Source organism: Thiosulfatihalobacter marinus, from assembly GCF_016019955.1.
GTDB lineage: Bacteria > Pseudomonadota > Alphaproteobacteria > Rhodobacterales > Rhodobacteraceae > Shimia > Shimia marinus_A.
On sequence record NZ_JAECRZ010000009.1, the window covers coordinates 96,537 to 121,446 of the forward strand.

General features: G+C 60.1%; 21 protein-coding genes. 19 read left to right on the forward strand and 2 right to left on the reverse strand.

The window, feature by feature from the left end; translation table 11 throughout:
- Positions 1–5: 5 nt before the first annotated feature.
- Complete coding sequence (locus tag I3253_RS14020; protein ID WP_152467196.1) at positions 6–2,006, reverse strand: NADPH-dependent 2,4-dienoyl-CoA reductase; 2,001 nt, start codon at positions 2,004–2,006, stop codon at positions 6–8.
- Between the two features lie 126 nt (positions 2,007–2,132).
- On the opposite strand from I3253_RS14020, the gene I3253_RS14025 reads away from it, so the two are divergent.
- The 18 genes from I3253_RS14025 (at position 2,133) to I3253_RS14110 (ending at position 22,879) form a co-directional block, all read left to right on the forward strand.
- Complete coding sequence (locus I3253_RS14025) at positions 2,133–3,314, forward strand: acyl-CoA dehydrogenase family protein (RefSeq protein WP_197918526.1); 1,182 nt, start codon at positions 2,133–2,135, stop codon at positions 3,312–3,314.
- Complete coding sequence (locus tag I3253_RS14030) at positions 3,311–4,090, forward strand: enoyl-CoA hydratase/isomerase family protein (protein WP_197918528.1); 780 nt, start codon at positions 3,311–3,313, stop codon at positions 4,088–4,090. Before I3253_RS14025 ends, I3253_RS14030 begins: the two co-directional genes overlap by 4 nt.
- Positions 4,091–4,099: 9 nt before the next feature.
- A complete protein-coding gene (locus I3253_RS14035) occupies positions 4,100–5,260 on the forward strand; it encodes an acyl-CoA dehydrogenase family protein (RefSeq protein ID WP_027264402.1) in 1,161 nt (386 codons plus the stop codon).
- 27 nt (positions 5,261–5,287) lie between these two features.
- The gene (locus tag I3253_RS14040; RefSeq protein WP_136340197.1) at positions 5,288–6,679 is read left to right on the forward strand and encodes a phenylacetate--CoA ligase family protein; all 1,392 of its coding nucleotides are present in this window, start codon (positions 5,288–5,290) and stop codon (positions 6,677–6,679) included.
- The gene (locus tag I3253_RS14045; RefSeq protein ID WP_152467130.1) at positions 6,676–8,283 is read left to right on the forward strand and encodes an acyl-CoA carboxylase subunit beta; all 1,608 of its coding nucleotides are present in this window, start codon (positions 6,676–6,678) and stop codon (positions 8,281–8,283) included. The genes I3253_RS14040 and I3253_RS14045 overlap by 4 nt, the downstream gene beginning before the upstream one ends.
- Before the next feature lie 10 nt (positions 8,284–8,293).
- Positions 8,294–10,300: an acetyl/propionyl/methylcrotonyl-CoA carboxylase subunit alpha gene (locus tag I3253_RS14050; RefSeq protein WP_152467129.1), complete on the forward strand. Its 2,007-nt coding sequence runs from the start codon at positions 8,294–8,296 to the stop codon at positions 10,298–10,300.
- 4 nt (positions 10,301–10,304) lie between these two features.
- Positions 10,305–11,264 (forward strand): hydroxymethylglutaryl-CoA lyase, encoded by a 960-nt coding sequence (locus I3253_RS14055; RefSeq protein ID WP_152467128.1) that lies wholly within the window; start codon positions 10,305–10,307, stop codon positions 11,262–11,264.
- A 12-nt stretch (positions 11,265–11,276) separates the two neighbouring features.
- On the forward strand, positions 11,277–12,191 hold the full coding sequence (locus I3253_RS14060) for an SDR family NAD(P)-dependent oxidoreductase (protein ID WP_152467127.1): 915 nt from the start codon (positions 11,277–11,279) through the stop codon (positions 12,189–12,191).
- Positions 12,191–12,985, forward strand: coding sequence for a citryl-CoA lyase (locus I3253_RS14065; protein ID WP_152467126.1), 795 nt, complete (start codon positions 12,191–12,193; stop codon positions 12,983–12,985). The genes I3253_RS14060 and I3253_RS14065 overlap by 1 nt, the downstream gene beginning before the upstream one ends.
- 3 nt (positions 12,986–12,988) lie before the next feature.
- Positions 12,989–14,152 carry an acyl-CoA dehydrogenase family protein gene (locus I3253_RS14070; RefSeq protein WP_152467125.1) on the forward strand — a complete coding sequence of 388 codons (1,164 nt, stop codon included), beginning with the start codon at positions 12,989–12,991 and terminating at the stop codon, positions 14,150–14,152.
- An 11-nt stretch (positions 14,153–14,163) separates the two neighbouring features.
- Positions 14,164–15,003: an FAS1-like dehydratase domain-containing protein gene (locus I3253_RS14075; protein ID WP_152467124.1), complete on the forward strand. Its 840-nt coding sequence runs from the start codon at positions 14,164–14,166 to the stop codon at positions 15,001–15,003.
- 211 nt (positions 15,004–15,214) lie between these two features.
- Complete coding sequence (locus I3253_RS14080; RefSeq protein ID WP_028288584.1) at positions 15,215–15,994, forward strand: ABC transporter ATP-binding protein; 780 nt, start codon at positions 15,215–15,217, stop codon at positions 15,992–15,994.
- Positions 15,995–16,040: 46 nt separating this feature from the next.
- Positions 16,041–17,996 carry an AMP-binding protein gene (locus I3253_RS14085; RefSeq protein ID WP_233145719.1) on the forward strand — a complete coding sequence of 652 codons (1,956 nt, stop codon included), beginning with the start codon at positions 16,041–16,043 and terminating at the stop codon, positions 17,994–17,996.
- A gap of 15 nt (positions 17,997–18,011) precedes the next feature.
- Positions 18,012–18,896, forward strand: a complete 885-nt coding sequence (locus I3253_RS14090; protein ID WP_028288586.1) for a branched-chain amino acid ABC transporter permease — start codon at positions 18,012–18,014, stop codon at positions 18,894–18,896.
- A 3-nt stretch (positions 18,897–18,899) separates the two neighbouring features.
- Positions 18,900–19,952 (forward strand): branched-chain amino acid ABC transporter permease, encoded by a 1,053-nt coding sequence (locus tag I3253_RS14095; RefSeq protein WP_027264390.1) that lies wholly within the window; start codon positions 18,900–18,902, stop codon positions 19,950–19,952.
- A 34-nt stretch (positions 19,953–19,986) separates the two neighbouring features.
- Positions 19,987–21,225 (forward strand): ABC transporter substrate-binding protein, encoded by a 1,239-nt coding sequence (locus I3253_RS14100; RefSeq protein ID WP_051630972.1) that lies wholly within the window; start codon positions 19,987–19,989, stop codon positions 21,223–21,225.
- Positions 21,226–21,286: 61 nt separating this feature from the next.
- Positions 21,287–22,078, forward strand: coding sequence for an ABC transporter ATP-binding protein (locus tag I3253_RS14105; RefSeq protein WP_028288589.1), 792 nt, complete (start codon positions 21,287–21,289; stop codon positions 22,076–22,078).
- Positions 22,079–22,090: 12 nt separating this feature from the next.
- Positions 22,091–22,879, forward strand: coding sequence for an SDR family NAD(P)-dependent oxidoreductase (locus tag I3253_RS14110; protein ID WP_043753691.1), 789 nt, complete (start codon positions 22,091–22,093; stop codon positions 22,877–22,879).
- 25 nt (positions 22,880–22,904) lie between these two features.
- Here the strand turns inward: I3253_RS14110 and I3253_RS14115 are convergent, their stop codons facing one another.
- Entirely contained in the window at positions 22,905–24,008 is a 1,104-nt protein-coding gene (locus I3253_RS14115) for a CaiB/BaiF CoA transferase family protein (protein WP_232237125.1), read from the reverse strand.
- 113 nt (positions 24,009–24,121) lie between these two features.
- Here I3253_RS14115 and I3253_RS14120 point away from each other — a divergent pair, with 113 nt between their 5' ends.
- The gene (locus I3253_RS14120) at positions 24,122–24,910 is read left to right on the forward strand and encodes an enoyl-CoA hydratase/isomerase family protein (RefSeq protein WP_152467123.1); all 789 of its coding nucleotides are present in this window, start codon (positions 24,122–24,124) and stop codon (positions 24,908–24,910) included.

Below are 24,910 nucleotides of genomic sequence, written 5' to 3' on the forward strand. Positions count from 1 at the left end.
TCGGTTCAGAGATCCTGCGCCAGGCGCACGCCCTCATCAATGGCGCGCAGCGCATCCAGTTCGGCGGCCTCCTTTGCCCCGCCGATCATCGTAACCGGGACGCCGCGCGCTACAACCTCTTTGGCCAGGGCCCGTTCCGGTTCCTGACCGGTGCACAGCACAATTGTATCGGCTGCGATGACCGTCGGGTTTCCGTCCGCGACGATGTGCAGCCCCGCATCGTCGATATGTTCATAGGTCACCCCGCCCATTGCCTCGACCCCATGTTTGCGCAGCGCGTTGCGCAGGATCCACCCTGTCGAAACACCAAGCCCCGCGCCCGGTTTAGCGGTCTTGCGCTGCAGCATGACGACCTTGCGGCGCGACGGCTTCGGTGCCAGAGGGTCGCCCGCCAGGGCACCCGAGGAGACAAACTCGGGGTCCACTCCCCAGGTTTCGCAAAAGACGTCGGAATTCGCGGTCTCGGCGGGTTTGGTCACTAGGAACTCGGCCACATCATGACCGATGCCCCCCGCCCCCATCACCACGACACGGTCGCCCGCCTCGCGGTCACCGGACAGAATTTCGGCGTAGGTCGCGACGCTGGGATGGTCGATACCCGGCAGGTCGGGAATGCGCGGCGTGACCCCGGTGGCGATGACCACATGGTCAAATCCCTCAAGATCGCTCGCCTCTGCCCGCTGTCCCAGACGCTGCGTGACCCCGTGTTTCTGCATCTGACCGGCATAATACCGCAGGGTTTCGTCGAATTCGTCCTTGCCTGGTGCGGCGCGGGCCAGATTCAGCTGACCGCCCAATTTGTCCTGCGCTTCGAACAGGGTGACATCGTGGCCCAGCCGTGCCGCCTCGGCGGCTGTGGCCATGCCCGCGGCACCACCGCCAACGACGGCCACTTTCTTTGGCGTGTCGGTTGGCGTATCCCGGAATTCCGTTTCACGCCCGGCCCTTGGATTGACCAGACATCCGACCGGCCGGTCCGAAAAAATGAAATCCAGGCAGGCCTGGTTGCAGGCAATGCAGGTGTTGATCTCGTCTGCGCGGCCCTCGCGCGTCTTTTTCACGAAATGCGGATCGGCCAGAAACGGGCGCGCCATCGAGATCATGTCCGCATCGCCAGAGGCAAGTATGTCTTCTGCAAGCTGGGGTGTGTTGATCCGGTTCGAGGCGACTACCGGGATCGACACCGCCGCTTTGACGTTGGCTGCCGCCTTGCGCCAGGCACCGCGCGGCACCGGGTAGGCGATCGTCGGCACGCGGGCCTCATGCCAGCCGATGCCGGTGTTCAGGATATCCGCACCCGCAGCCTCGATCTTGCGGGCCAGTGCGGCAATTTCTTCGGCGGGCGCGCCGCCCTCGACCAGATCGGCCGCCGAAATCCGGTAGATGACCAGAAAGTCGGGGCCGCAACGTTCGCGCACCGCGCGCACGATCTCGACCGGGAATCGGTGGCGGTTCGCGGCGCTGCCGCCCCAGTCGTCTTGGCGCTTGTTGGTGTGGGTGACGGTGAATTCGTTGATCAGGTATCCCTCGGACCCCATGATCTCGACGCCATCAAAGCCTGCGGCCAGCGCATTGGCGGCCGCTACGGCAAAATCCTCGATGGTACGGAGAATGTCGGCTTCGGTCATTTCACGCGGGATGAAACGGTTGATCGGGGCGCGGATCGGCGACGGGGCCACACACCCTTCGATCTTGGCATAGCGCCCGGCGTGGAGGAGTTGCGCGCAGACCAGGCTGCCTTCGGCCTGCACCGCCTCGCAGATCGGGCGCAGGTCAAGCGCTTCTTCCGGGTCATCGATTCTCGGACCTTCTGGATCGAATATGCCCTCGGCATTGGGCGAAAACCCGCCGGTGACCAGAATCGCCGCCTCCCCCCGCGCACGCTCGGCGTAAAACGCGATCTGTTTGGCTATGCCGTCAGGCTCGGTTTCCAACCGCGTGTGCATCGACCCCATGATGACACGATTTCGCAATGTATGCTGGCCTGCGCGGATGGGCGAGAGCATGGTTTCAAAGCTTCCATCTGGTCTATTTTTCACTTTGGTTCTCCTCCTCAAAACTGCACTTGATCTACATTCTAACATTTGTTAGATTTTTGGAAAGAAGATTTTCGCTCATGGGGAGGAGCACCGATGCAATTCCAGCCAACAGATGACCAAAATGCGTTTCGCGAAACCGCAAAGCGCTTCGCAACTGAAAAGCTAGCGCCCACATATCAAGAACGCGCCAGCGGCCATACATTCGACCGTGCTCTGATCAAGGAGATGGGCGCACTGGGACTGATCGGGGCCGATCTGCCCGAGGAATTTGGGGGGCTTGGCGAAAGCTCTGTCACGTCAGGGCTGATCGTCGAAGAGATCGCCTATGCTGATTTCAACGCAAGTTACGTGCAGCTTCTGGGGTCTCTCATGGGCGGAATGGTTGCCAAACATGCCTCCAAGGACATCGCGTCGGAATGGGTGCCGAAGGTTGTTTCGGGTGATGCCGTCATTGGTCTGGGCCTGACAGAGCCGCGCGGCGGTTCGGATGCGGCGAACCTGATTCTGAGGGCCGAAAAATCCGGCAACGGCTGGCGGCTGAACGGTGAAAAGACATCCATGAGTTTTGCCAGTCAGGCGGATGCAGCGGTCGTCTTTGCCCGTACTGGCGATCCTAACGGCGGCTCACGCGGGGTCAGCGCCTTTTTCGTCGATCTGAACCAGGAAGGGATCAAGCGCACCCATTTTGACGACATCGGCACCAAGCCTGTCGGGCGCGGGTCGGTGTTCTTTGACGATGTTTTCGTGCCGGCCGAAAATATGATGGCGGAACAGGACCGTGCCTTTGGCACGATCATGGCAGGCTTCGACTATTCCCGCGCACTGATCGGGCTGGAGTGCCTGGGGGCCGCGCAAGCGTCGGTGGATGAAACCTGGGCCTACGTTCAGGAGCGCGAGGCATTCGGAGCCCCGATCGTGCAGTATCAGGGTGTCAGCTTTCCCCTGGCCGAGGCCGAGACCCAACTAACCATGATGCGTCAGCTTTGCTATTACACTCTGGACCTGCGCGACCGTGGCCTGCCGCACACCTCTCAGGCCGCCATGTGCAAATGGTACCTGCCCAAAACCGCCTGCGAAATCCTTCACCAGTGCCTGATCCTGCACGGACATTACGGCTACACCACCGACCTACCCCACCACCAGCGCTACAACGATGTGCTCGGCCTGCAGATCGGTGACGGCACCGCGCAGATCCAGAAGCTGGTGATCGCCCGCGAAAAGGTCGGTCGCATGGCGCTGCAGTATGACAAGAAGGCGAAGGGAGCCGCGAAATGAGCGACCCCATCCTCGTCACTTCCGAGGGCAACACCGGCATCATCGAACTGGCCCGCCCCGAGAAATTCAATTGCCTATCACTTGAGGTGCATGAGCGTATTTCTGTCGCGCGTGCGGAATTCGAGGCGAACCCCGCTATTCGGGCGATCCTCATCCGGGCGCAGGGCAAGCACTTTTGCACCGGTGCCGATCTGGTGGAAGTGAAAGGTAAATTGAACGATCCCGCCGCGCTGGACCATTTCATCGCCTTTGGCATGAACAACCTGCGTGCGCTCGAAACCTCCTCCCTCCCTGTCGTGGTGGCGGTGCAGGGGTTGTGTCTGGCCGGCGGGATCGAACTGATGCTGGCATGCGATGTATGTTTCGCGGCCGAAAGCGCCCAGTTTGGCGATCAGCACGCGCAATTCGGGCTGATTCCCGGTTGGGGTGGCTCGCAGCGGCTGACACGGCTGATGGGGCAGCGCCGGGCGCTCGACCTGATGTTCTCGGCCCGCTGGCTCAGGTCGGACGAGGCCAAAGAGGCCGGATTGGTCAACTACATCGTGCCGGATGCGGACCTGCACAAGTCTGCGCTGGAATACTGCGAGAAAATCGCCACCCGTTCACGTCCCGGCATCGCCGAGATGAAGCGGTTGGCGCGCGAAGGCGCGGACCTTGGTATCGACCAGCAGATGCGGCTTGAGCGCGATGCCGCCGTGCGCGCACTGCCCAGCGATGACGTCGCCGAAGGACTCGACGCGTTCGAGAACCGGCGCCCCCCCGAATTCAAGGCCTGAGGACGAAGCATGGATTTCATTTTGAACGACGAACAACGCCAGATTTACGACTATGGCGGCCAGCTGGCGCAGAAGTTCGACAACGATTACTGGCTGAGACACGCACGCAAGCACGAGTTTCCGCACGAAATGTTCCGCCAGATCGCCGATGACGGCTTCCTCGGCATCATGGTGCCCGAGGAATATGGCGGCGCGGGCCTTGGTATGACCGAAATGGCCCTGTTCATGGAGGGCACCGCCAATCACGGCATTCCTCTTTTGATGATGGTGGTCGGGCCGACCATGTCGCTGGCCCATATCGCCAGCCACGGGAGCGAGTTCCACAAGAAAGAACTGCTGCCGGCTGCCTGCCGCGGTGATATCCAGTTCTGTTTCGCGATCACCGAACCGGGGGCCGGGTCGAACACGATGAAGGCCACTACGCTGGCCAAGCGTCGAGGCAACCGGTTCAGCCTGTCGGGCGAAAAGACCTTCATCACCGGGGCCGAAGTGGCCGACTACTGCCTCGTGGTGGCGCGGACCAAACCGCATACCGAGGTCAGCCGCAAGACCGACGGCTTTACCCTGTTCGCCGTGGATCTGAAGAAAAAAGGCGTCGACAAGCAGCGGGTGAAGATCTCGATCCCCCTGCCCGAGGAGCAGTGGACACTGTTCTTCGACGATGTGGATCTCGGCCCCGAGGATGTGGTCGGCGAGGTGGACGAAGGGTTCTCGATCCTGTTCGACAGCCTCAACCCCGAGCGTATCATCCTGGCCGCCTTGTGCTGCGGCATCGGCCGGTTCGCCCTGAACAAGGGCGTGGCCTATGCCTCCGAGCGCAATGTGTTCGGCCAACCCATCGGTGCGCACCAGGGCGTGCAGCATCCGATGGCCAAGGCGCACACAGCGGTCGAGATGGCCAGTCTGATGACCCGGCGCGCGGCATGGGAGTTCGACAACAAGCTGCCTGCCGGTGCGTCGTCGAACATGGCGAAATATGCCGCCGCCGAAGCCGGGATCGAAGCGGTCGACGCGGCGCTTCAGGCGCATGGTGGATCGGGCTTTACCGAAGATACGGGACTTTACGAAATGTACCCGCTGGTCCGCCTGCTGCGCACAGCGCCGGTGAACCGCGAACTGTGCCTGAGCTTTATCGGCGAAAAGGTCATGGGCCTGCCACGATCCTATTGATCGCCACGGCTTGGAACGGAGAACGACATGCAATTTGGAATGCGCTTCCGGCGGGAGGATGCCGCCGACAAGGTAAATGATCGCTTCTGGCACGCGATCGAGGGCACGCCGCTCGACGAGGTGCGCCGTATTCAGGAAGAGCGGCTGCGTGACCAGATGGCCTATCTCAAGTCGAATTCGACCTTCTATCAGGAAAAGTTCGCCGACGCCGGTGTCGATTTCGACGAGATTCGCAGCATCGAAGACCTGCAGAAGCTGCCTTACACCTACAAGACCGAGATCCGCGAAAGCCTTGCTGCGGAACCGCCCTTCGGCAAGCACCGCGCGGCACCAATGTCGGACATCATCCAGATGCAGGCCTCGTCGGGCACCACCGGCAGCCCCTCGTATGTGGCCCTGACCGAATCCGACGCCGAAATGTGGCACGAGATGACGGCGCGCTGCTTCTTCGCCAACGGGGTGCGACCGGGCGATATGGTGTTGCACGCGTTTTCGCTGGCCAAGGGCTTTGTCGGCGGCATCCCGGTGATGCAGGGATTGCAGTACATGGGCACGATCGATGTGCCGGTGGGGGCGGATGGCGGTGCAGAACGTCTGCTGCGCGCCTGCGCAGACACGCGGCCGCGTTGCGTGGTCGGCGCTCCGAACTTTGTTCTGCACCTGGCCGAAAAGGCTCCCGAGGTGCTGGGATGCAAGGCCAGCGAACTGGGTATCGAGCGCGTGATCGTCGGCGGCGAACCCGGCGGCGGCATTCCCGCAATTCGGGCAAAGATCGAAAAGGCCTGGGGTGCGAAATGCACCGAGATGCTGGGCGGCACCGATCTGGGCGTGACATACTGGGCCGAGTGCGACGCCCAGTCGGGTATGCACATGGTCAACATGGACTATATCATCACCGAATTGCTCGACCCCGAAAGCGGCGAAATCATCCCCTGGGAAAAAGGTGCCGAGGGCGAGATGGTCTATACCGCGCTCGGCCGCCAGGCGAGCCCGCTCGTGCGGTTCCGGTCAGGCGATTATATCGAAGTGATCGATACCGAATGCTCCTGCGGCCGCACCGGGCCGAAGATCCGCTGTACCGGCCGGACCGACGACATGCTGATCGTCCGGGGGGCCAATGTCTTCCCGTCGGCGATCAACAGCGTCATTACCGAAATGGTGCCGGACACCAATGGCGTCATGCGCATCGTGGCCGATTTCGAGGGCCACACCACGCAGGGCGCGCTGACGGTGATTGTCGAACGCGGCCCCAATCGCGATCCGGCCGATGACGTCACCCTCAAAAAGAAAATCGAGCAGCGCCTGCGCGAATCCTTGGTCTTCAAGGCCGACGTTCACCTGGTTGCGGCCGACACTTTCGAAAAACCTGGCGCCGCCAAGGTCGCCTTCGTTCTCAGGAAATATCCAGACCTGCCATGACTAGAATGAAATCCCTTCTCGACACCGCGTCGGACGACTTCCGCGCCAACGACGTGTCTTACCGCGAAAAGGTCGATGAACTACATGCCCTCCGGCTCTTACAGCGCGTCGGCGGCCCCGAAATGGCGCGCAAACGTCATGTGGACAAAGGCAAAATCCTGCCGCGCGAACGGATCGAACGACTGATCGACCCGGGCACACCATTTCTGGAACTCGGCGAGTTGGCCGGACTGAATATGCACAAGGGAGTTCCACCCGGCGCCGGCATCATCACCGGTATTGGCGTGATCGAAGGCCGTCAGTGCATGATCATCGCCAATGATGCCACCGTAAAGGGCGGCACCTATTTCGGGATCACCTGCCGCAAACACGTCCGGGCACAGAAAATTGCCTGGAAAAACCGCCTGCCCGTCATCACCCTCGTGGACTCCGGCGGTGCCTTCCTGCCCGACCAGGCCAACCTTTTCCCCGACGAAGGCCAGTTCGGCTCCATCTTTCACCAACAGATCGGCATGTCTGGCGATGGTGTGCCGCAAATCGCCGTGGTCATGGGGCCCTGCACCGCGGGTGGTGCCTATATCCCCGCGCTCTGTGACGAAGTGGTGATCGTGCGCGGTCAGGGCTTTATGTATCTAGGCGGACCGGAATTGACCTTTGCCGCAACCGGCGAAAAGGTCGAAGCCGAAGAACTGGGTGGCGGCAAGATGCATTCGTCCGTCTCCGGTGTGACAGACCATTTGGCCGAAGATGACGCCCACGCTCTGGCCATCACGCGCGAAATTGTCAGCCATCTTGGCGAAAAACCCCAACCCCGCAAGACGCCCGAAACGCCCCGTGCGCCCGCCTACCCGGTCGAAGAGATTTATGGACTCATCAGCCGCGACCCCAAGGTGCCGACCGACAACCGCGAAATCGTGGCTCGGTTGGTCGATGAGAGCGATTTTCACGAATTCAAACCGCTTTATGGCGACACGATCATGACCGGCTGGGGCCGCATCCACGGCCACGAGGTCGGTATTCTCGCAAATACAGGCGTGCTTTTCGTCGAAGCCGCACTGAAGGCCACGCATTTCATCAATCTCTGCGTCCAGCGTGATATTCCGCTGCTGTTCCTGGCCGATGTGAACGGCTTCATGGTGGGCCGCGAGGTCGAGCAGATGGGCATTGCCAAGGCTGGCGCCAAGATGATCACGGCCATGTCTTCGGCCCGGGTGCCGAAATTCACCATTATCACCGGCGGCTCCTATGGGGCGGGATACCTGGCCATGCTGGGCCGCCCGTTCCAGCCGGACGCAATGTTTGCCTGGCCGACGGGACGGTCGGCGATCATGGGGCCGGAACAGGCCGCCAGCGTGCTGGCTCAGGTCCGCGCGCAGATCAACGAACGCGAAGGCAAAAGCTGGACCCCCGAGGAGGAGGAAGCCTTCAAGGCACCGATCCGCAAGGAATACGAAGATTTTCAGGGAGCCTATAATTTTGCTTCCAACCTTTGGATCGACAGCGTGATCGAGCCCTGTGAGACCCGTGATGTCATGGCGCTGATGCTGGATGTGACATCGCGCAGACCCAAGGTCGATACCAAATTCGGCGTGTTCAGGATGTGAGGAGCGAACCGTGAAAATCAAGACGCTTCTGATCGCCAACCGCGGCGAAATTGCCTGCCGGATCGCGCGCACTGCGCGGGCCAGCGGTATCATTCCCGTCGGCGTGCATTCGCAGGCCGACGCCAATGCCCTGCATGTCCGCGAGATTGGCAAATCTGTCTGTATCGGCGCCGGACCTGCATCCGAGAGCTATCTGAAAATCGACGCGGTGATTGCCGCTGCGCAATCAGTGGGCGCGGATGCGATCCATCCCGGTTATGGCTTTCTGGCCGAAAACCCCGATTTTGCTCGTTCGGTCGAAGCCGCCGGCATGATCTTCATGGGGCCGACGCCTGAAACGCTTGAACGTTTCGGCGACAAGGCCAGCGCCAAAGAGGCCGCCGTGGCGGCCAGCGTCCCGGTGATTTCGGGCGCCGAAGGTGCGCGGTCCGATCCCGAGCAGATTGCCGAGGAGGTGCGCCAAATGGGCCTGCCGGTGCTGCTCAAGGCGGTCGGCGGCGGTGGTGGGCGCGGACAACGGCTCGTCACTGACGAAACCACGCTGGTCGAGGACATCGAAGGCGCGCTGCGCGAAGCAAAATCCACCTTCGGCTCCGAAGGGCTGCTGTTGGAGCGTTTCCTGCCCGAGGCGCGCCATGTTGAAGTGCAGATCGCAGGTGACGGCAAAGGCCATGTGGTGCATCTGTTCGAACGCGATTGCACGCTTCAGCGCCGCCACCAGAAGGTCATCGAGGAAGCCCCGGCCTGGGGTCTGCCCCGAACGCTTCTGGACGACATCGCACGCGACGCGGTGCGCTTGGGCGAAACGCTGGACTATCGCGGGCTGGGCACGGTCGAATTTCTGGTCGCGGGTGGCGAGTATTTCTTCCTTGAGGTGAACCCGCGCATTCAGGTGGAACATCCCGTCACCGAAGCGATCACCGGGCTGGACCTTGTCGCGCTTCACCTGCGGATTGCCGAAGGCGCGGGCCTTGGACTGGTGCAGGACGATCTGACGATCAACGGCCACGCGGTCGAGGCGCGGCTTTACGCCGAAGATCCGGCGATGCAATTCGCCCCGTCGACGGGCACGCTCTCCACGCTCAGCCTGCCATCGGGCCTGCGCATCGACAGCGGCGTCGAAGAAGGCGATGCCGTCACGCCCTACTACGACCCGATGATCGCCAAGCTGATCGTGCACGCGCCCGACCGGGAAACCGCATTGGCACGTCTGGCCACGGCGCTTGATCATGTCGCGGTCGAAGGTGTCGAGACCAATCGCGCCTTTCTAACGGCGCTGGCGCGAAACCATGAATTCGAACGGATGCAGGTGCATACCCGCTGGATCGACGGCAGGCTGGATGAGCTGACACAGGCACCCGGCCTGACCCGCCCCGATCTGTGGAAGGCGACCGCTGCCATTCTCTTCGTGACCCAGTCGCGCAGCGACACAAACGCCAATCCCTGGACCAACCGTGATGCCTTTACCGGCTGGCGGCTTGGACTGGGCGGCGATGCGATTGAAGCGGGGCAGCGCGTGACGCTTACCGATTCTGACGAGGTATCCGAAGAACTGCGCGTCAGTCCTGTCAAACCGGGTGCCAAGTACACCATCCATTCGGAGAAAGGCGAGGCGCTGATACTGTCGGCACGTGAACTGACCCCGGGCCGTTGGCGTGTCGGCGAAGGCGACACCGTCCATCTGATCGACGCGCGCCTGCACGCGGGCGTGATCGAACTGGATACGCCCGAAGGCCGCCTGGTATTTCGGCCCGCCGCGCCCCTTGCCTTTGCCGGCGACAATGCCGCGGCGGATCGCGCCGTGACCTCTCCGCTGACCGGCATGATTGTCGAAATCAAGGTCTCCGATGGTCAGAGCGTGGCCGAAGGCGACGTGGTCGCGGTCATGGAATCCATGAAACTCGAAATCTCGATCCGGGCGGCCGCGGCCGGGATCGCCAGCAATATATCCGTCTCGAATGGGGACATGGTCGATCGCGGCCAGGTCATCGCCGAGATCCTGCCATCCGAGGAGTGATGAAATGAGCGACTTTCCCAAATTCGTAGAATTTCGTGAAGAAGGCCCGCGTGAGGGTTTTCAGATCGAAAAGAAGATTTACCCGATCGAAGAGCGGATCGAACTGATCGACATGCTCAGCGAAACCGGCTTGAAACGCATTCAGGTCGGCAGCTTTGTCAGCCCGAAATACGTTCCTCAGATGGCGGACACCGGCGAGTTGTTCCAGCGTATCAAGCGCAAACCGGGCGTGAACTACACATCGCTGTGGCTGAACGACAAAGGGTTTCGCAAGGCCCTGACCGCGCATGAGGTCGATATCGACCCGCGTCTGCTGTTCTATCCTTCCGAAGCATTCGCCCAATCGAACAACAATTGTTCCTCGGCCGAGATGCGGGAAAAACAACGTGACTGGGTCCGTCTTTACAAGGAAGAGGGATATACCGTCGACGCGGCCTATGTGATGACCGCCTTCGGCTGCAACCTCGAGGGCCCCATCCCCCAAGAACGCATCTTGGACGATTTCCGCTTTATCCTTCAGCTATGCGAAGAAGAGAACATCCCCGTGCCGATCCTCGTGGTCGCCGACACCATGGGTTGGGGAAACCCCGAGGCGGTCAAACGGATGATCGGCGCCCTGCGCGAATTGGCGCCCGAGGCGCGCATCGGTATGCACATCCATGACACACGTGGGCTGGGGATCGCCAACGTTTATGCGGCCCTGTCGATGGGCGTGGACATGTTCGAAAGCTCCGTCGCCGGTCTTGGCGGCTGTCCTTTCGCGGGCCACGGCCACGCGCGCGCCGCAGGAAATGTCTGCACCGAGGATTCAGTGTTCCTGTGTCACGAGCTCGGCATCGAAACCGGCATTGATCTGGACAAGCTGATCGCAGCGGCGGTCAAAGCAGAAGAGATCATCGGTGTGCCGCTCATGGGCCGGGTCATGCACACCGGCGGGTTGGACAAATACCGCAAGTCACGCTGAGGGAGCAAGAAGATGACAAAAGCACTTGACGGAAAGGTCGTTCTGGTCACCGGGGCCGGCGGTGGGATCGGGCGTGATATCGCCTTGATGGCAGCCGCAGAAGGCGCCGCCGTGGTGGTCAATGATCTGGGCGCATCCCTGAAAGGCACCGGTCAGACAGAAACTGCGGCGCAGAAAGTCGTCGAAGAGATCAAGGCGGCGGGCGGCGATGCGATCGCCGATGGCGGCAACGTCACCGATCCGGACGCCGCGCGCGCGATGATCGAGGCGGGTGTCAAGGAATTCGGCCGCATCGACGCGGTGGTGAACAACGCCGGCATCCTGCGCGACGGGTTCTTCCACAAAATGACCTACGAGGATTTCGACGCGGTGGTGAAGGTCCATCTCTATGGCGCCTTCAACACCAGCCGCGCGGCGGCCGATTATTTCCGCGAGCAAGAGGGCGGTGCTCTGGTGCACATGACCTCGACCTCGGGGCTGATCGGCAATCTGGCGCAGGCGAATTATTCGGCGGCAAAGCTGGGCATCGCGGCCTTCTCGAAATCGGTAGCGCTCGACCTGAAACGCTGGAACGTGCGGTCAAACTGCATCGCGCCCTTCGCCTGGAGCCGGATGATCTCGTCTATCAAGACAGACACCCCGGAACAGGTGGCACGGGTCGAAAAGATCAAGGAGATGACACCGGCCAAGGTTGCACCGATGGCCTGTTTCCTGATGAGCGACCGCGCGGCTGACGTGTCAGGACAAATCTTTGCGGTTCGCAAGAACGAGATCTTCCTGTTCAACCAGCCCCGCCCGGTGCGGTCGGTTCATTCCGATGATGGCTGGACCGCCGATGAAATCGCCGAGCGCGCCATTCCCGCGCTCAAATCACAGTTCACGCCGCTCGAAGTTTCGGCGGATGTCTTTTCGTGGGATCCGGTTTGATGGGAAAACGCAAAGAAAAAATCAGCTCCGACATTGCCTGGAGCACCTCTGACAAGATCAGCGTGCGTGGGCTCGATCTGCCCAACGAGATCCTGGGCCACATGAACCTCGGCGATCTGGCGTTTCTGCAGTTGACGGGTCGCAAGGCCACGCCCGAGGAAAGCCGCGTCTTTAACGCTATCGTCATTACCTTGGTCGAACATGGTATCACGCCCTCGGCCCTGGCGGCGCGGATGACCTATATGGGGGCGCCGGAATCGCTTCAGGCGGCTGTGGCGGCTGGCTTGTGCGGGCTGGGCACCGTCTTTGTCGGTTCTATGGAGGGTGCCTCGAAGATGCTTTACGAGGCACTGCCACAGGACAAGTTGGGCACCGGTGTCGATCTGGATGCGCTGGCCGTCGAGACGGTGGAAAAATTCCGCGCCCGCAAGATGATCGTGCCGGGGCTGGGCCATCCGGTGCACAAGCCGGTCGATCCGCGCACACCTCGCCTGTTCCAGATCGCTGCCGAGAACGGCAAGTCCGGTGAATACATCGAGTTGATCCAGAAAATTCAGGCCGTTGCCGAAGAAAAATCGGGTAAGATGCTGCCGATCAACGCCACCGGGGCGATCGGAGCGATCTGCTGTGAATTTGGCTTCCCCTGGAAGATCGTGCGGGGCTTTGGCGTCATGGCACGCGCCATCGGTCTGGTCGGTCATATCCTCGAAGAGAGCGAAAACCCGATTTCCTATGAGCTTTGGCAGCGTGCCGAGCAGGAAATTCTTGAAACGTCGGGTCCGGGAGCGAAGTAACCGATGCAGACGTCAGCCCCAGACACTCACACCGATCTGCGCGACGCCTTGCGCGCACTTTGCGCGCAGTTTCCGCCAGAGTATCATCGCAAGTTCGGCGAAGACGAAACCTACCCCGAGGAATTCGTCGATGCGCTGACCCGCGAGGGCTGGCTTGCCGCGATGATCCCAGAGGAATACGGTGGCTCGGGTCTGGGGTTGACCGAAGCCTCGATCATCATGGAGGAGGTGAACCGCTGCGGCGGAAACGCGGGCCATTGCCACGGGCAGATGTATAACATGGGCACGCTGCTGCGGCATGGTTCGGATGAGCAAAAGCAGAAATACCTGCCCGGCATCGCCAGCGGCGCGTTGCGCCTGCAATCCATGGCCGTGACCGAACCGACAACCGGGACCGACACCACCAAACTGAAGACCACCGCGGTCAAGAAAGGTGACCGGTATGAGATCAATGGCCAGAAGGTCTGGATCAGCCGTATCCAGCATTCCGACCTGATGATCCTGCTGGCACGCACCACGCCGCTGAGCGAGGTCAAGAAAAAGTCGCAGGGCCTGTCGATCTTTATGGTCGATCTGAAAGAGGCTATCGGCAACGGGATGGAGGTCCGCCCCATCGCCAATATGCCCGGCCACGAAACCAATGAAGTGTTTTTCGACAACCTGGAAATCCCCGCCGAGAACCTGATCGGCACCGAGGGGCGCGGGTTTTACCATATTCTTGACGGGTTGAACGCCGAACGGACCCTGATTGCGGCGGAATGTATCGGTGATGGATACTGGTTCGTCGACAAAGCCCGCGCCTATGCCGGTGACCGCGTGGTCTTTGACCGTCCCATCGGCCAGAACCAAGGCGTGCAATTCCCTATCGCCAGGTCTTATGTGAACATCGAGGCCGCCAATCTGATGCGCTTTGAAGCCTGCAGGCGGTTCGATGCTGGGCTGGATTGCGGAGCACAGGCGAATATGGCTAAGCTGCTGGCTTCGGAGGCCAGCTGGGAAGCGGCCAATGCCTGCATTCAGACCCATGGCGGCTTCGGTTTCGCACGGGAATACGATGTCGAGCGCAAGTTCCGCGAGGCGCGCCTCTATCAGGTCGCCCCGATCTCGACCAACCTGATCCTGTCATATGTCGGAGAACATATCCTCGGCATGCCAAGATCGTTCTGAAGGCTAGGATTATGGGTGAGATCGACCTTGACGCGCTGGCGCCCTGGCTGGGACGCACCGAGACTAAGGAAGATGTTCTGACGCACGGGCTGATCGACAAATTCCGCGCCACGCTCGGTCCGCATCTTTGGGATGGAGCGGGCGATGTCCCGCTGGGAATTCATTGGTGCCTTGCCCTTGATACCGTGCCAGCGACCGCCCTGTCAGAAGACGGCCATGCCGCGAGGGGTGGATTTCTGCCCCCTGTTCCGCTGCCCGCCCGCATGTGGGCTGGCGGCGATGTTACGCATATCGCGCCGCTGAAAATCGGCGAAACCATCACCCGACGCTCTTCGATCAGGGATATTGTGGCCAAGCAGGGCCGTAGTGGACCATTGGTCTTTGTGACCGTCGAACATGAGTATCTGAGTGGCAACCGGCTTTGTATCCGGGAGCAGCAAACGATCGTTTATCGTGAGATTTCCGCCCCCCGCACGGGCGAGAGCGCACCTGACGCGGGTGACCCCACCACGCTCAGATCGACCCTGACACCGGATCCTGTTCTGCTGTTTAGCTATTCGGCGCTGACGTTCAATGCCCATCGCATTCACTATGACCACATCTACGCCACCGAAACCGAAGCCTATTCCGGGCTTGTTGTCCATGGCCCCTTGCAAGCCACGCTACTTCTGAATCTGGCGGCGGATGCGTTGAAAACATCGCCTCACCGGTTTTCTTTTCGCGGACTCGCGCCACTCACCCTGCCCTGCGAATTGCAACTGCACAATGAAGAGACCGGCACCTCCGGGACAGTCTGGTGTCAGGATCAAAACGGTCTTCGAAGCTTTTCCGCAGAGTACGCGGCTGTCTGATCGTTTTTCTTCGGTAGCGAATTCAATTGTTGACCAAATTTTCTAACATCTGTTAGGAATGGCGGAGAAACTTGGTAAATAAACCAGGCAAACCTCTGAATTTAGAGGTGGGAGGAGGAACAATGCGAGGAAAACTCGTAACCAACGAAAAACCGTGCGGTCAGGCTATGCGCGCCTCCATGAGGTGTGGGGCAAAAGCACGGGCCGCAACATGACCACGAATAACGGGCACGTATCCTCACCGCTTGCGGTGCGTGGTGCAACTTTGAAATTTGGCGGTGTGACCGCGCTCGACGATGTGAGCATTTCTGTGGCCGACGATGAATTGCTTGCAATTATCGGACCGAACGGAGCCGGAAAAACATCACTTCTGAACGTGACTGCGGGCTTCTACCGTCCGCAGAAGGGCCGTGTCGAATTGTCCGGGCAGGACGTGACCGGCCTGCGTGTTGACCAGATCGCCCGGCGCGGTCTGGCGCGGACGTTTCAGGGCACCCATCTTTTTGCCGGGCAGACGGTGGTGGAAAACATTATGATCGGCCGCCACATGCTGATGAAATCGAATGTAGTCCAGGCCTTTTTCCAGTTCGGTCCCGTGATGCGCGAGGAATCGGAACATCGTGAAGCCGCAGAGGAGATCATCGATTTTCTCGAGATCGAGGCAATCCGCAACCGGCCCGTGGGCACGTTGGGGTATGGGTTGCGCAAGCGTGTCGATCTGGGCCGTGCATTGGCGCAGGAACCGTCGATCCTGCTGATGGATGAACCGATGGCCGGCATGAACTCGGAGGAAAAAGAAGACCTGGCGCGCTTCATTCTCGATGTGCGCGAGGCGCGCAAGATTCCGGTAGTTCTGGTGGAGCACGACATGGGCGTCGTGATGGACCTTGCCGACCGGATCGTGGTGCTGGATTTCGGGCGGGTCATCGCCGAAGGCACCCCGGAAGAAATCCAGAAGGACCCGGCTGTCATAAAGGCATATCTGGGGTAGCGGCATGGTCAAACAACGGACAGCAATGGTCTTTTCGGACCCAGCAGTGACACATAGCGAAACCCTGCCGCAGGTTTTGCTCGCGCGAGCGACATCCACACCGACCAACCTCGCCGAACGGCACAAGCGCCTGGGCATCTGGCGTGAATTCACCTGGGCCGATGTTCTTGACAGGGTTCGCGCCCTGGCTCTCGGGTTGGAGAACCTGGGCTTGTCGGCTGGCGAATCCGTCATGATGATTGGCGAAAACGAACCCGAACATTTCTGGGCTGAATACGCCGTCCAGTCGTTAGGCGGCAAAGTCCTGTCTGTCTATCCGGATCAAAACGCTGAAGAGATTCTGTATCTGGCCGAAGACTCGCAAACGCGGATTTTTCTGGCGCAGGATCAGGAGCAGGTCGATAAATGCATCGAGATTGCGGGCAAGTACTCGGGCGCCCTGGCGGTCGTTTACTGGGACGATTCCGGTCTGTGGGGCTATGATCATCCCCTGTTGCATTCGTTTGAAAGTGTGAGCGCGGCAGGGCGTCAGATCCACGCCAAGGAACCCGCCAGATTTGAAGAACACGTAAAACGTGGACGGGCGGACGATACCGCCTTGCTGTCCTATACCTCGGGTACCACGGGAAAACCCAAGGGCGTTGTCATCAGCCATCGCTACCTGTTCGACAATTGCTCGCGGGTGATGGGGGCAATCGAAATCGCGCCGGGCACCGAATACCTGACCTACATTTCGCCGGCCTGGGTCACGGAACAGATTTTCGGCCTGTCGATCGGTTTGATCGCGCCCATGGTCGTCAATTTCCCCGAAGGCCCTGAAGACGTACTGACCAACATTCGCGAACTGGCGGTCGACGCACTGGTGTTCAGCCCGCGCCAGTGGGAAAATCTCGCCTCCATCGTTCAGGCCCGGATGCTGGGGGCGGGCAAAATCCGCAATGCGATGTACAACTGGGGCATGAAGGTCGGCCACGACGTTTATGTGGAACGGCTGGAGGGGCGTAGCCCCAGCCTTGCCGCACGCCTGCAGCTTCCCTTTGCCGAAGCTCTGGTGCTGCATCACCTGCGCGACAATCTTGGCCTTGGTAAGGCCAAAAACGCAATGAGCGGCGGCGCCCTGATGGCACCTGACGTCTTTCGTATGTTCCACGCGATGGGGGTTAAGCTGCGCAACGTGTATGGCGCGACCGAAATCGGCCTTCTGACCGCGCATGTCGGCGAAAGCTATCAGCTGGAAACCAGCGGCAGCTGGATGCAAAGCAACACGAACTACGGCGAACCGCTGGAATACAGGGTCTCGGACGAAGGGGAGCTTCAGGTGCGTGGCGGATCGGGCTTCGGTGGCTATCACGGCAAGCCCGAAAAGACCGCAGAGGAATTGACCGAAGACGGTTGGTACAAGACCGGTGACGCGGTGTCGATGACCGACGACGGCGAGCTTTTGTTCTTTGACCGTGTCAAGGATATGCGCCGCCTGGCAAATGGGCACAGCTATCCGCCGCAATTCATCGAAACGCGGTTGCGGTATAGCCCCTTCATCAAGGATCTCATGACCTTGGGCGACGAAACCCGGAGCTTCGTCAGCGCGCTTATCAATATCGATATGGAAGTTCTCGGGCGTTGGGCGGAAGAGAACAAGATCAGCTTTTCGACCTACACCGATCTCTCGCAGAAACCCGAAGTTCTGGACCTTATCAAAGGCGAAGTGGCGCGCATCAATGCGCTCCTGCCCGAAGGCTCGCGCGTGGCACGTTTTGCGAATTTTCCCAAGGAACTCGACCCGGATGAAGGCGAGTTGACCCGCAGCCGAAAGCTTCGCCGGGCCTTTCTGGAGGAACGGTATGCCAAGCTCGTCGAGGCGATCTATGCTGGCGATGACGAGACAGATCTCGAAATCGCTGTGACCTATCAGGACGGCCGTCAAGGCGTTCTCAAGACCACGGTTCGCGTGTCGGATGTTGAAAACGCATCGAAGGCTGCCAAGCGGCAGTCCAAATCTTAAAGGAGGTCGGCGACAATGGTCTATTTCATCAATGACATCATTACCGGGGCTTTGATCGGCCTTCTGTATTCGCTGGTGGCCATGGGCTTTGTTGTGATTTACCGCGCCAGCAAGGTGTTCAACTTCGCGCAGGGCGAGCTTGTGATCATCGGCGGGTTCATCGTCTGGTTCACAACGATGCAAGCGGGGCTTAGCCTTTGGTTGTCGATACCCCTTTCGCTGGTTCTGGCCGGGCTGGTCGGGTACGCAATCGAACGGATTTTCCTGACAAAGCTGATCGGTGAATCGGTTTTCTCGATGGTCATGGTCACCGTCGGCCTTTTGATCCTGCTGCGCGGTTTGGTGCTGCTTGTGTTCGGTCCCGCGGTAAGACCCTTCCCGATCATTTTTCCGCTGAAACCCTTGTTCCTCGGCGATATGTTGATCCCGATGAACCTCCTGATAGGTGGGATCATCACCATTGTCGCGGCCGTCGGCCTGTCGTGGTTCTTCAACCGGACCCGGTCCGGCCTCCGTATGACCGCTGTGGCGGAGGACCACGTCGTAGCTTCCTCGATGGGCATTTCGGTGAAAGGCTCGATTGCCGTTGCCTGGGTTCTCGGGGCAATCCTGTCCACAATTGGTGCGATGATCTTTCTCAGCGGCAAATCGCTGACCTTCCTGGCCTCGGATATCGGGTTCGCGGCCCTGCCGGTGGCGCTCTTTGCCGGGCTGGAATCCATCGGCGGGCTTATCTTGGCAGGAATAATCATCGGCATCGCGCAGAGCTTGACCACCAACTACCTTGATCCGTTGATCGGTGGCTCGCTCGGCAGTGTCGTTCCATATATCATAATGCTTGCCATTCTGCTGATCCGGCCGACCGGCCTGTTCGGCTGGCGCACAATCGAACGGGTGTAATCCATGGATCCTTCTGGCGTATTCCCGACAAGCTATCGCAGTGACAGACGTTTGATCCGAACGCGCTGGCAGTTTCTGGCCCTCGTCGTATTCATGGCTCTACTGCTGTTGGCGCCTTACCTGGTGAGCAGCCGTATCATCGCTATCCTGAATATGATGATGATCAGCGCCGTCATCGCCGTCGGGCTTCAGATCTGCACCGGCTATGCGGGCCAGATCAACCTGGGTCAGGCGGCGTTCATGGGGGTCGGCGCCTATACGGCCTCGATACTGGCCTCGAAGACCGGCCTTACGTTTCTGCTGACCATTCCTCTGGCCGGGCTCTCGGCTGCGCTGTTCGGCTTTCTCTTTGGCTTGACCGCGGCGCGGATCAAGGGGTTCTATCTGGCACTGACCACGATTGCAGCTCAGTTCCTGTTCCACTTTGCCGTATTGAACCTGCCGTCAACCTGGCTGGGTGGGTCGAACGGTATCACCGTGCCCCCGGCCGAGCTTTTCGGGCTGCGATTTGTCAGCGAATCTTCGCAGTTCTATCTGAATTTCGCCGTGACCGCGATCATGGTGGCGGGCGCGTTCGGGATCGTTCGGTCACGCTTCGGCCGTGCCTTCGTGGCGGTCAGGGATGATGACGTGGCCGCGGGTATAATGGGGATCAATGTCGCGGCCACAAAGGCAAATGCCTTCCTGATCGGCGCTTTCTATGCGGGCGTCGGCGGGGCGCTTTGGGCCTATCTGATCCGCTTCGTGGGGGTAGACCAGTTCACCCTGTTTCACTCGATCTTCTTCGTCGCGATGATCATCGTCGGCGGGATGGGTTCAATCGTGGGGGCCCTGATCGGCGTCTTCATTATCCGCATCATCCAGGAAATTATCGCGACGGTCGGCCCCAATATCGCCGACTCGGTATCATTCCTTGGCGGTGACATCGTGTTCGCTGGCATGAATGTCGTTCTTGGCGGCGTGATCGCATTGTTTATGATCCTCGAACCCAAGGGGCTGATGCACCGCTGGAACATCCTGAAGTCGTCATACCGTATCTGGCCGTTTCCTTACTGAGAAATAGAGCGGCTCTAAACCTGGGAGGAAGAATATGACTTACCAATCGAATCGAGGTCTTCGCGGCTTACTGGCAGCGGCTGCCTTGGCGGCCGCGGCGACCATGCCTTTGAAGGCGCAGGCCGAAGAGACCTATAATCTCGCCCTGCTGTCGGACTTTTCCGGCCCTTATGCTGACATCATGCCCATCCTGGCAGGCGGACGCGAAGCTGTGTTCACCTGGTGGAATGAAACCCGCGGCAAGGAACTTGGCGTCACGCTGAACTACAAAAACTACGAAACCCGCTATGACGCGGCACAGGTGGCAAGTCTCTGGCCCGGGATCAAATCGGAACTGGACCCGATTGCGGTTGTCGGCCTCGGCGGGCCTGACGTCGCGGCCCTTTCCGAACGCCTGCCGGAAGACAAAATCCCGATGTTCATGGCCACAGCGGCCTACGGTTTTGCCTGGCAACCGGATGCCTGGATTTTCAACCCACGCCCGACCTATTCGCACGAAAGTGTCGGCTTTCTGAACTGGATGCGTGAACAGCGCGGAGGAGACGAACCGCTCAAGGTTGCGATCCTCGCCTCCGAAGCATCGCCTGCCTATGTCGACATGGCAAAGGGCCTTGAACTCTATGCCGAAGAGCACCCCGAGGAGATCGACCTCGTCGAGGTCATCTATACCGAAGTTCAACCCACCGATCTGACGGGGCAAATGCGCCGCGTTGTACGAGCCGGGGCCGAGGCGCTGGTAATCCAAACTAACACCTCTATCGTGGTTGCCGCGAAACGTGGGCTGCAGGCCAACGGGGCGAACATCCCGATCATGATGAGTTCGCATAACGGGCTTCCAGCCTCGGGTGGCGCGCTTGGCGGGCTTGAGCAAATGGAGGGGGACTTTGAAGCCTACGGCATGGCGATTGCGGCCGATGAGGACACTCCCGCGCGACAATTCTACGAGACATTGGTTGCCGATTACGGACTCGAAGCACCTTGGAACGTCGTGACCGCAATGGGCGTATCTCAGGGTCTCTATACCGTGACCGTGATCGATCACGCGATCGAGGCGAACGGCGCCGAGGGCCTGACCGGAGAGATGGTACGTGAGGCGCTTTTTGCCAAACCGATCACCACCGAAGAAACCCATGGGTTCCTGCCGACCTTGTCCTTTACGCCAGAAGCACCGTTCCCATTGGAAGGCCTCAAAGTGAATGTGGGCACCGTCAAAGATGGGAAAATCACCATCGCGGCAACGGGTGTCGACGTTCCGCAAGTTGAGAAATGGTGAATTAATCCGGGCGCCGCAGTCGCGGCGCCCGTTCTGATCCTTAGCCCCGGGCAATATGACCATGCTGGAACTCAACAACGTAGAGGTGACATATTCCGACGTCATCCTGGCGCTCAAAGGCGTGTCCATGACAGTCCGTGCGGGACAATGTGTTGCTCTGCTCGGTGGCAATGGCGCAGGAAAAAGCACGACGCTTAAAGCCATCTCGGGAACGCTCAAATCCGAGGATGGAACCGTTTCGGCGGGGTCCATCGTTCTGGACGGAACTCCCATTCAGAACATGGAAGCCTCGGAAGTCGTGAAGAACGGTCTCATCCATGTGATGGAAGGGCGGCGCGTTTTGCGGCATCTGACGTCAGAGCAAAACCTGATCGTCGGCGGGCACATGGTGCCCAACTCCGCCGAGCTGAAAAAGCGCCTGGACCATGTTTACACCTTGATGCCCCGGCTTGCGGACCTGCGCAACCGCACCTCTGGCTTCATGTCTGGTGGCGAACAACAACTGCTGCTGATCGGCCGGGCCATGATGGCCAGCCCCAAGATCATCGCGATCGACGAACCGTCGTTGGGATTGGCCCCGATGATGATCCGGGATGTTTATGAAGTGCTCAAGCAGCTCAAGTCAGAAGGCACGACCTTCTTCCTGGTCGAACAAAACAGCGCCGCGGCGCTATCGATCGCCGACTATGCCTATGTGATGGAGAACGGCCGGATCGTGATGGACGGCCCTGCCGACAAGCTTGCTGACAACGAGGACATCAAGGAATTCTATCTCGGCGTCACCGCATCGGGCGAGCGCAAAAGCTATCGAGATATCAAACACTATCGCCGCCGGAAGAGATGGCTGGGATAGAAAGGAACGAAGATGAGTAACCTGCTTTCCATCAAAGGTCGTACCGCATTTGTAACCGGAGCGGGGCAAGGCGTTGGTCGGCAAGCCGCGCTTTATCTGGCGGAACACGGAGCCGGTGCCATCGTTGTCAACGATTTTCACGCCGAACGGGCCGAAAGCGTTGCCGCGGAAGTGGAGGCAGCGGGTGCAAAGGCTCTGCCACTCGCCTTCGACGTCTCGGATTTCGACGCGGTTGGCGCGGCGTTTGCCGAAACGCAGACCACATTTGGCGGCGTGGATATTCTGGTCAACAATGCGGGCAACGCCGGGCCGACATCGCGGCTCGACGATCTGGTCCCTTTTTGGGAATCCGATCCCGACGAATGGCGCCGCTGGATGGCCACCAATTTCGATGGGGTGCTGAACTGCACCCGTCACGCCATGCCGTTGATGGTTAACAGTGGCTATGGGCGCATTGTGACCGTCATTTCCGACGCCGGCCGTGTCGGTGAACCGCATCTGGCGGTTTATTCCGGGGCCAAGGCCGGTGCGGCCGGCTTCATGCGGGCAATTGCAAAGGCCGGCGGCCGGTTCGGGATCACCGCGAATTGCGTCGCCTTGGGGGGCACAAGAACTCCGGCTGTCGCCGACCTGATCCCGGATGCAGAGACCGAGAAGCGGGCATTGTCGCAGTACGTGATCCGCCGTCTGGGCGAGCCGGAAGACCCCGCCGGAATGATCCTGTTCCTCTGCTCGGATGCTGCCAGCTGGATCACCGGTCAAACCTATCCGGTGAATGGCGGGTATTCTTTTGCCTGCTAGAGCCGCCATCGGACGGCTGCCGCCTCTAGTTGGAGCTGTCCGAAAAAACGCTGTCATTATCTGCCCCGAGCTCGGGGGGCAGATCCGGTATCGCGGTTTCGAAACCATCGAATTTCAACGGCTGGACAATAAAAGTCTCGGCCTTGCCGCCGTCATGCGTAATCTTGCGCAGCAGCTGGCGCGCACGCACATGGGGGTCGTCCAACGTTTCGACCAGGGAATTGACCGGACCCCATGGCACCCCCGCCTTATCCAGAAGGTCGCCCCATTCGGCGCGCGTCTTGTTGACCAAAATCGCCGCGATTTCTTCGCGCAGCGCGGCCTTGCGGGCGACACGGTCGCGGCCTGTCAACGGCGCAAGATCCGCCCTGTTGATCACATCGCAGAACGGTTTCCAGAACCAGTCCTCATGCGCGATGGACAAGGTCAAGAGCTTGCCGTCTTTGCAGGTGAACACGCCATAGCCCGGCTCGGCGATAAATTCGCCCAGCGGTGTTCCATTGGCGGCGGGAACGAGGAATGCGGTCAACATCGAAACCACCGCATCCGACATGGACACGTCCACGTAACGCCCCTGCCCTGTGCGCTGGCTCGACACCACCGCCGACAGGATTGCGATCGCCGCGAACAACGCCGCGCCAACATCCGCAAGGGGGATCGGCGGCACAGGGCCGGGCTGCTTTGCATCGGCCTGATCGGCCAGCAAACCGCCAACCCCTTCATAGCTCAGGTCATGGCCAGCCCTGTCACGATAGGGGCCGTCCTGCCCGTAACCCGAAATCGATACATAAACCAGCCGCGAGTTGACACGACGCATGTCCTCGAAACCGGCACCCAAGGCCGCAAGCTTGCCAGGGCGGAACCCTTCGACGATGACATCCGATTCCTTGGCCAGTTCGCGAAACCGTGCCAGCCCCTCGGCCGATTTCAGATCCAACGCAACGCTGCGCTTGCCTCGGTTCAGTGCCCGGAACAAGGGCGGAAATTGCCGGGCCGGATCGCCGACACCCGGTCGTTCGATCATGATCACCTCGGCTCCCATGTCGGACAACAGCATTGTGGCATAGGGACCGGGAAACTGTTCGGCAAGGCTGAGAATTTTCAGGCCGGCCAGGGGTGTAGTGCTCATATCAATCTCCAGCTCTTTTGTTTTCCACGTGCGGGTCCGCCCGAGTGCAGCGCAAATCGCCGCAAAAGACAAGGCGAAAAACCAATAATATGTATAATTATCAGGAGCTTAGCATGAGTGAAGCAAAGCAGACGCTATTCGTTGAGCGGGTCGAAAAAACTGAATGGATTACCTTCCAGCGCACCGAACAGCTCAACGCAATGTCAACGCAGATGCTGCGCGAGATGGCGGCAGCACTGGAATCGGCGCTGGCCGACGATGGGGTGCGTACAATTGTCCTGACCGGCTCTGGCCGGGCATTCTGCGCCGGTGCCGATCTGAAAGAAGTTGCTGGCGCCAAACATGCACCAGGCGAGCCGGATCTTCTGGATCTTGTCGATCACACGTTTGGGCTGATGCGACATGGCCCGAAACCGGTGATCGCCGCAGTGAACGGGCTGGCGATGGCGGGCGGTTTGGAAATGGTGATGGCCTGCGATCTGGTCTTTGCCGCCGAAAGCGCGCAACTGGGCGACGCACATTCCAACTTTGGCGTCTTTCCCGGGGCCGGCGGTGCGGCGATCCTGCCGCGTAGGATTGGCCTGAACCGCGCGAAATACCTGCTGTTCTCGGGCGAGAACGTTTCGGCACGGGACATGATGGACTGGGGACTGGTGAACAAGGTCGTCGCGGACGAAGACCTGCGACAAGCGGTGCAGGCCTTTACCGACAGGCTGGCAGAAAAAAGCCCGGCGGTCTTACGCCGCATGAAGACGGTTGCCAATCGGTCGCTGGACGTGGACGAAACCGCCGCGCTTTCCGAAGAGATGCTGAACCTGCGCGCGCACATGCGATCCTGGGACATGCACGAGGGTCTGTCGGCGTTCAATGAAAAACGAAAACCGCAGTTTCGCGGATACTAG

Bases quoted from the DNA above. Each gene is read 5' to 3' on its own strand.
- I3253_RS14020 (WP_152467196.1), bottom strand. From the start codon at position 2,006: ATGCTCTCGCCCATCCGCGCAGGCCAGCATACATTGCGAAATCGTGTC.
- I3253_RS14025 (WP_197918526.1), top strand. From the start codon at position 2,133: ATGCAATTCCAGCCAACAGATGACCAAAATGCGTTTCGCGAAACCGCA.
- I3253_RS14030 (WP_197918528.1), top strand. From the start codon at position 3,311: ATGAGCGACCCCATCCTCGTCACTTCCGAGGGCAACACCGGCATCATC.
- I3253_RS14035 (WP_027264402.1), top strand. From the start codon at position 4,100: ATGGATTTCATTTTGAACGACGAACAACGCCAGATTTACGACTATGGC.
- I3253_RS14040 (WP_136340197.1), top strand. From the start codon at position 5,288: ATGCAATTTGGAATGCGCTTCCGGCGGGAGGATGCCGCCGACAAGGTA.
- I3253_RS14045 (WP_152467130.1), top strand. From the start codon at position 6,676: ATGACTAGAATGAAATCCCTTCTCGACACCGCGTCGGACGACTTCCGC.
- I3253_RS14055 (WP_152467128.1), top strand. From the start codon at position 10,305: ATGAGCGACTTTCCCAAATTCGTAGAATTTCGTGAAGAAGGCCCGCGT.
- I3253_RS14060 (WP_152467127.1), top strand. From the start codon at position 11,277: ATGACAAAAGCACTTGACGGAAAGGTCGTTCTGGTCACCGGGGCCGGC.
- I3253_RS14065 (WP_152467126.1), top strand. From the start codon at position 12,191: ATGGGAAAACGCAAAGAAAAAATCAGCTCCGACATTGCCTGGAGCACC.
- I3253_RS14070 (WP_152467125.1), top strand. From the start codon at position 12,989: ATGCAGACGTCAGCCCCAGACACTCACACCGATCTGCGCGACGCCTTG.
- I3253_RS14075 (WP_152467124.1), top strand. From the start codon at position 14,164: ATGGGTGAGATCGACCTTGACGCGCTGGCGCCCTGGCTGGGACGCACC.
- I3253_RS14080 (WP_028288584.1), top strand. From the start codon at position 15,215: ATGACCACGAATAACGGGCACGTATCCTCACCGCTTGCGGTGCGTGGT.
- I3253_RS14090 (WP_028288586.1), top strand. From the start codon at position 18,012: ATGGTCTATTTCATCAATGACATCATTACCGGGGCTTTGATCGGCCTT.
- I3253_RS14095 (WP_027264390.1), top strand. From the start codon at position 18,900: ATGGATCCTTCTGGCGTATTCCCGACAAGCTATCGCAGTGACAGACGT.
- I3253_RS14100 (WP_051630972.1), top strand. From the start codon at position 19,987: ATGACTTACCAATCGAATCGAGGTCTTCGCGGCTTACTGGCAGCGGCT.
- I3253_RS14105 (WP_028288589.1), top strand. From the start codon at position 21,287: ATGCTGGAACTCAACAACGTAGAGGTGACATATTCCGACGTCATCCTG.
- I3253_RS14110 (WP_043753691.1), top strand. From the start codon at position 22,091: ATGAGTAACCTGCTTTCCATCAAAGGTCGTACCGCATTTGTAACCGGA.
- I3253_RS14115 (WP_232237125.1), bottom strand. From the start codon at position 24,008: ATGAGCACTACACCCCTGGCCGGCCTGAAAATTCTCAGCCTTGCCGAA.
- I3253_RS14120 (WP_152467123.1), top strand. From the start codon at position 24,122: ATGAGTGAAGCAAAGCAGACGCTATTCGTTGAGCGGGTCGAAAAAACT.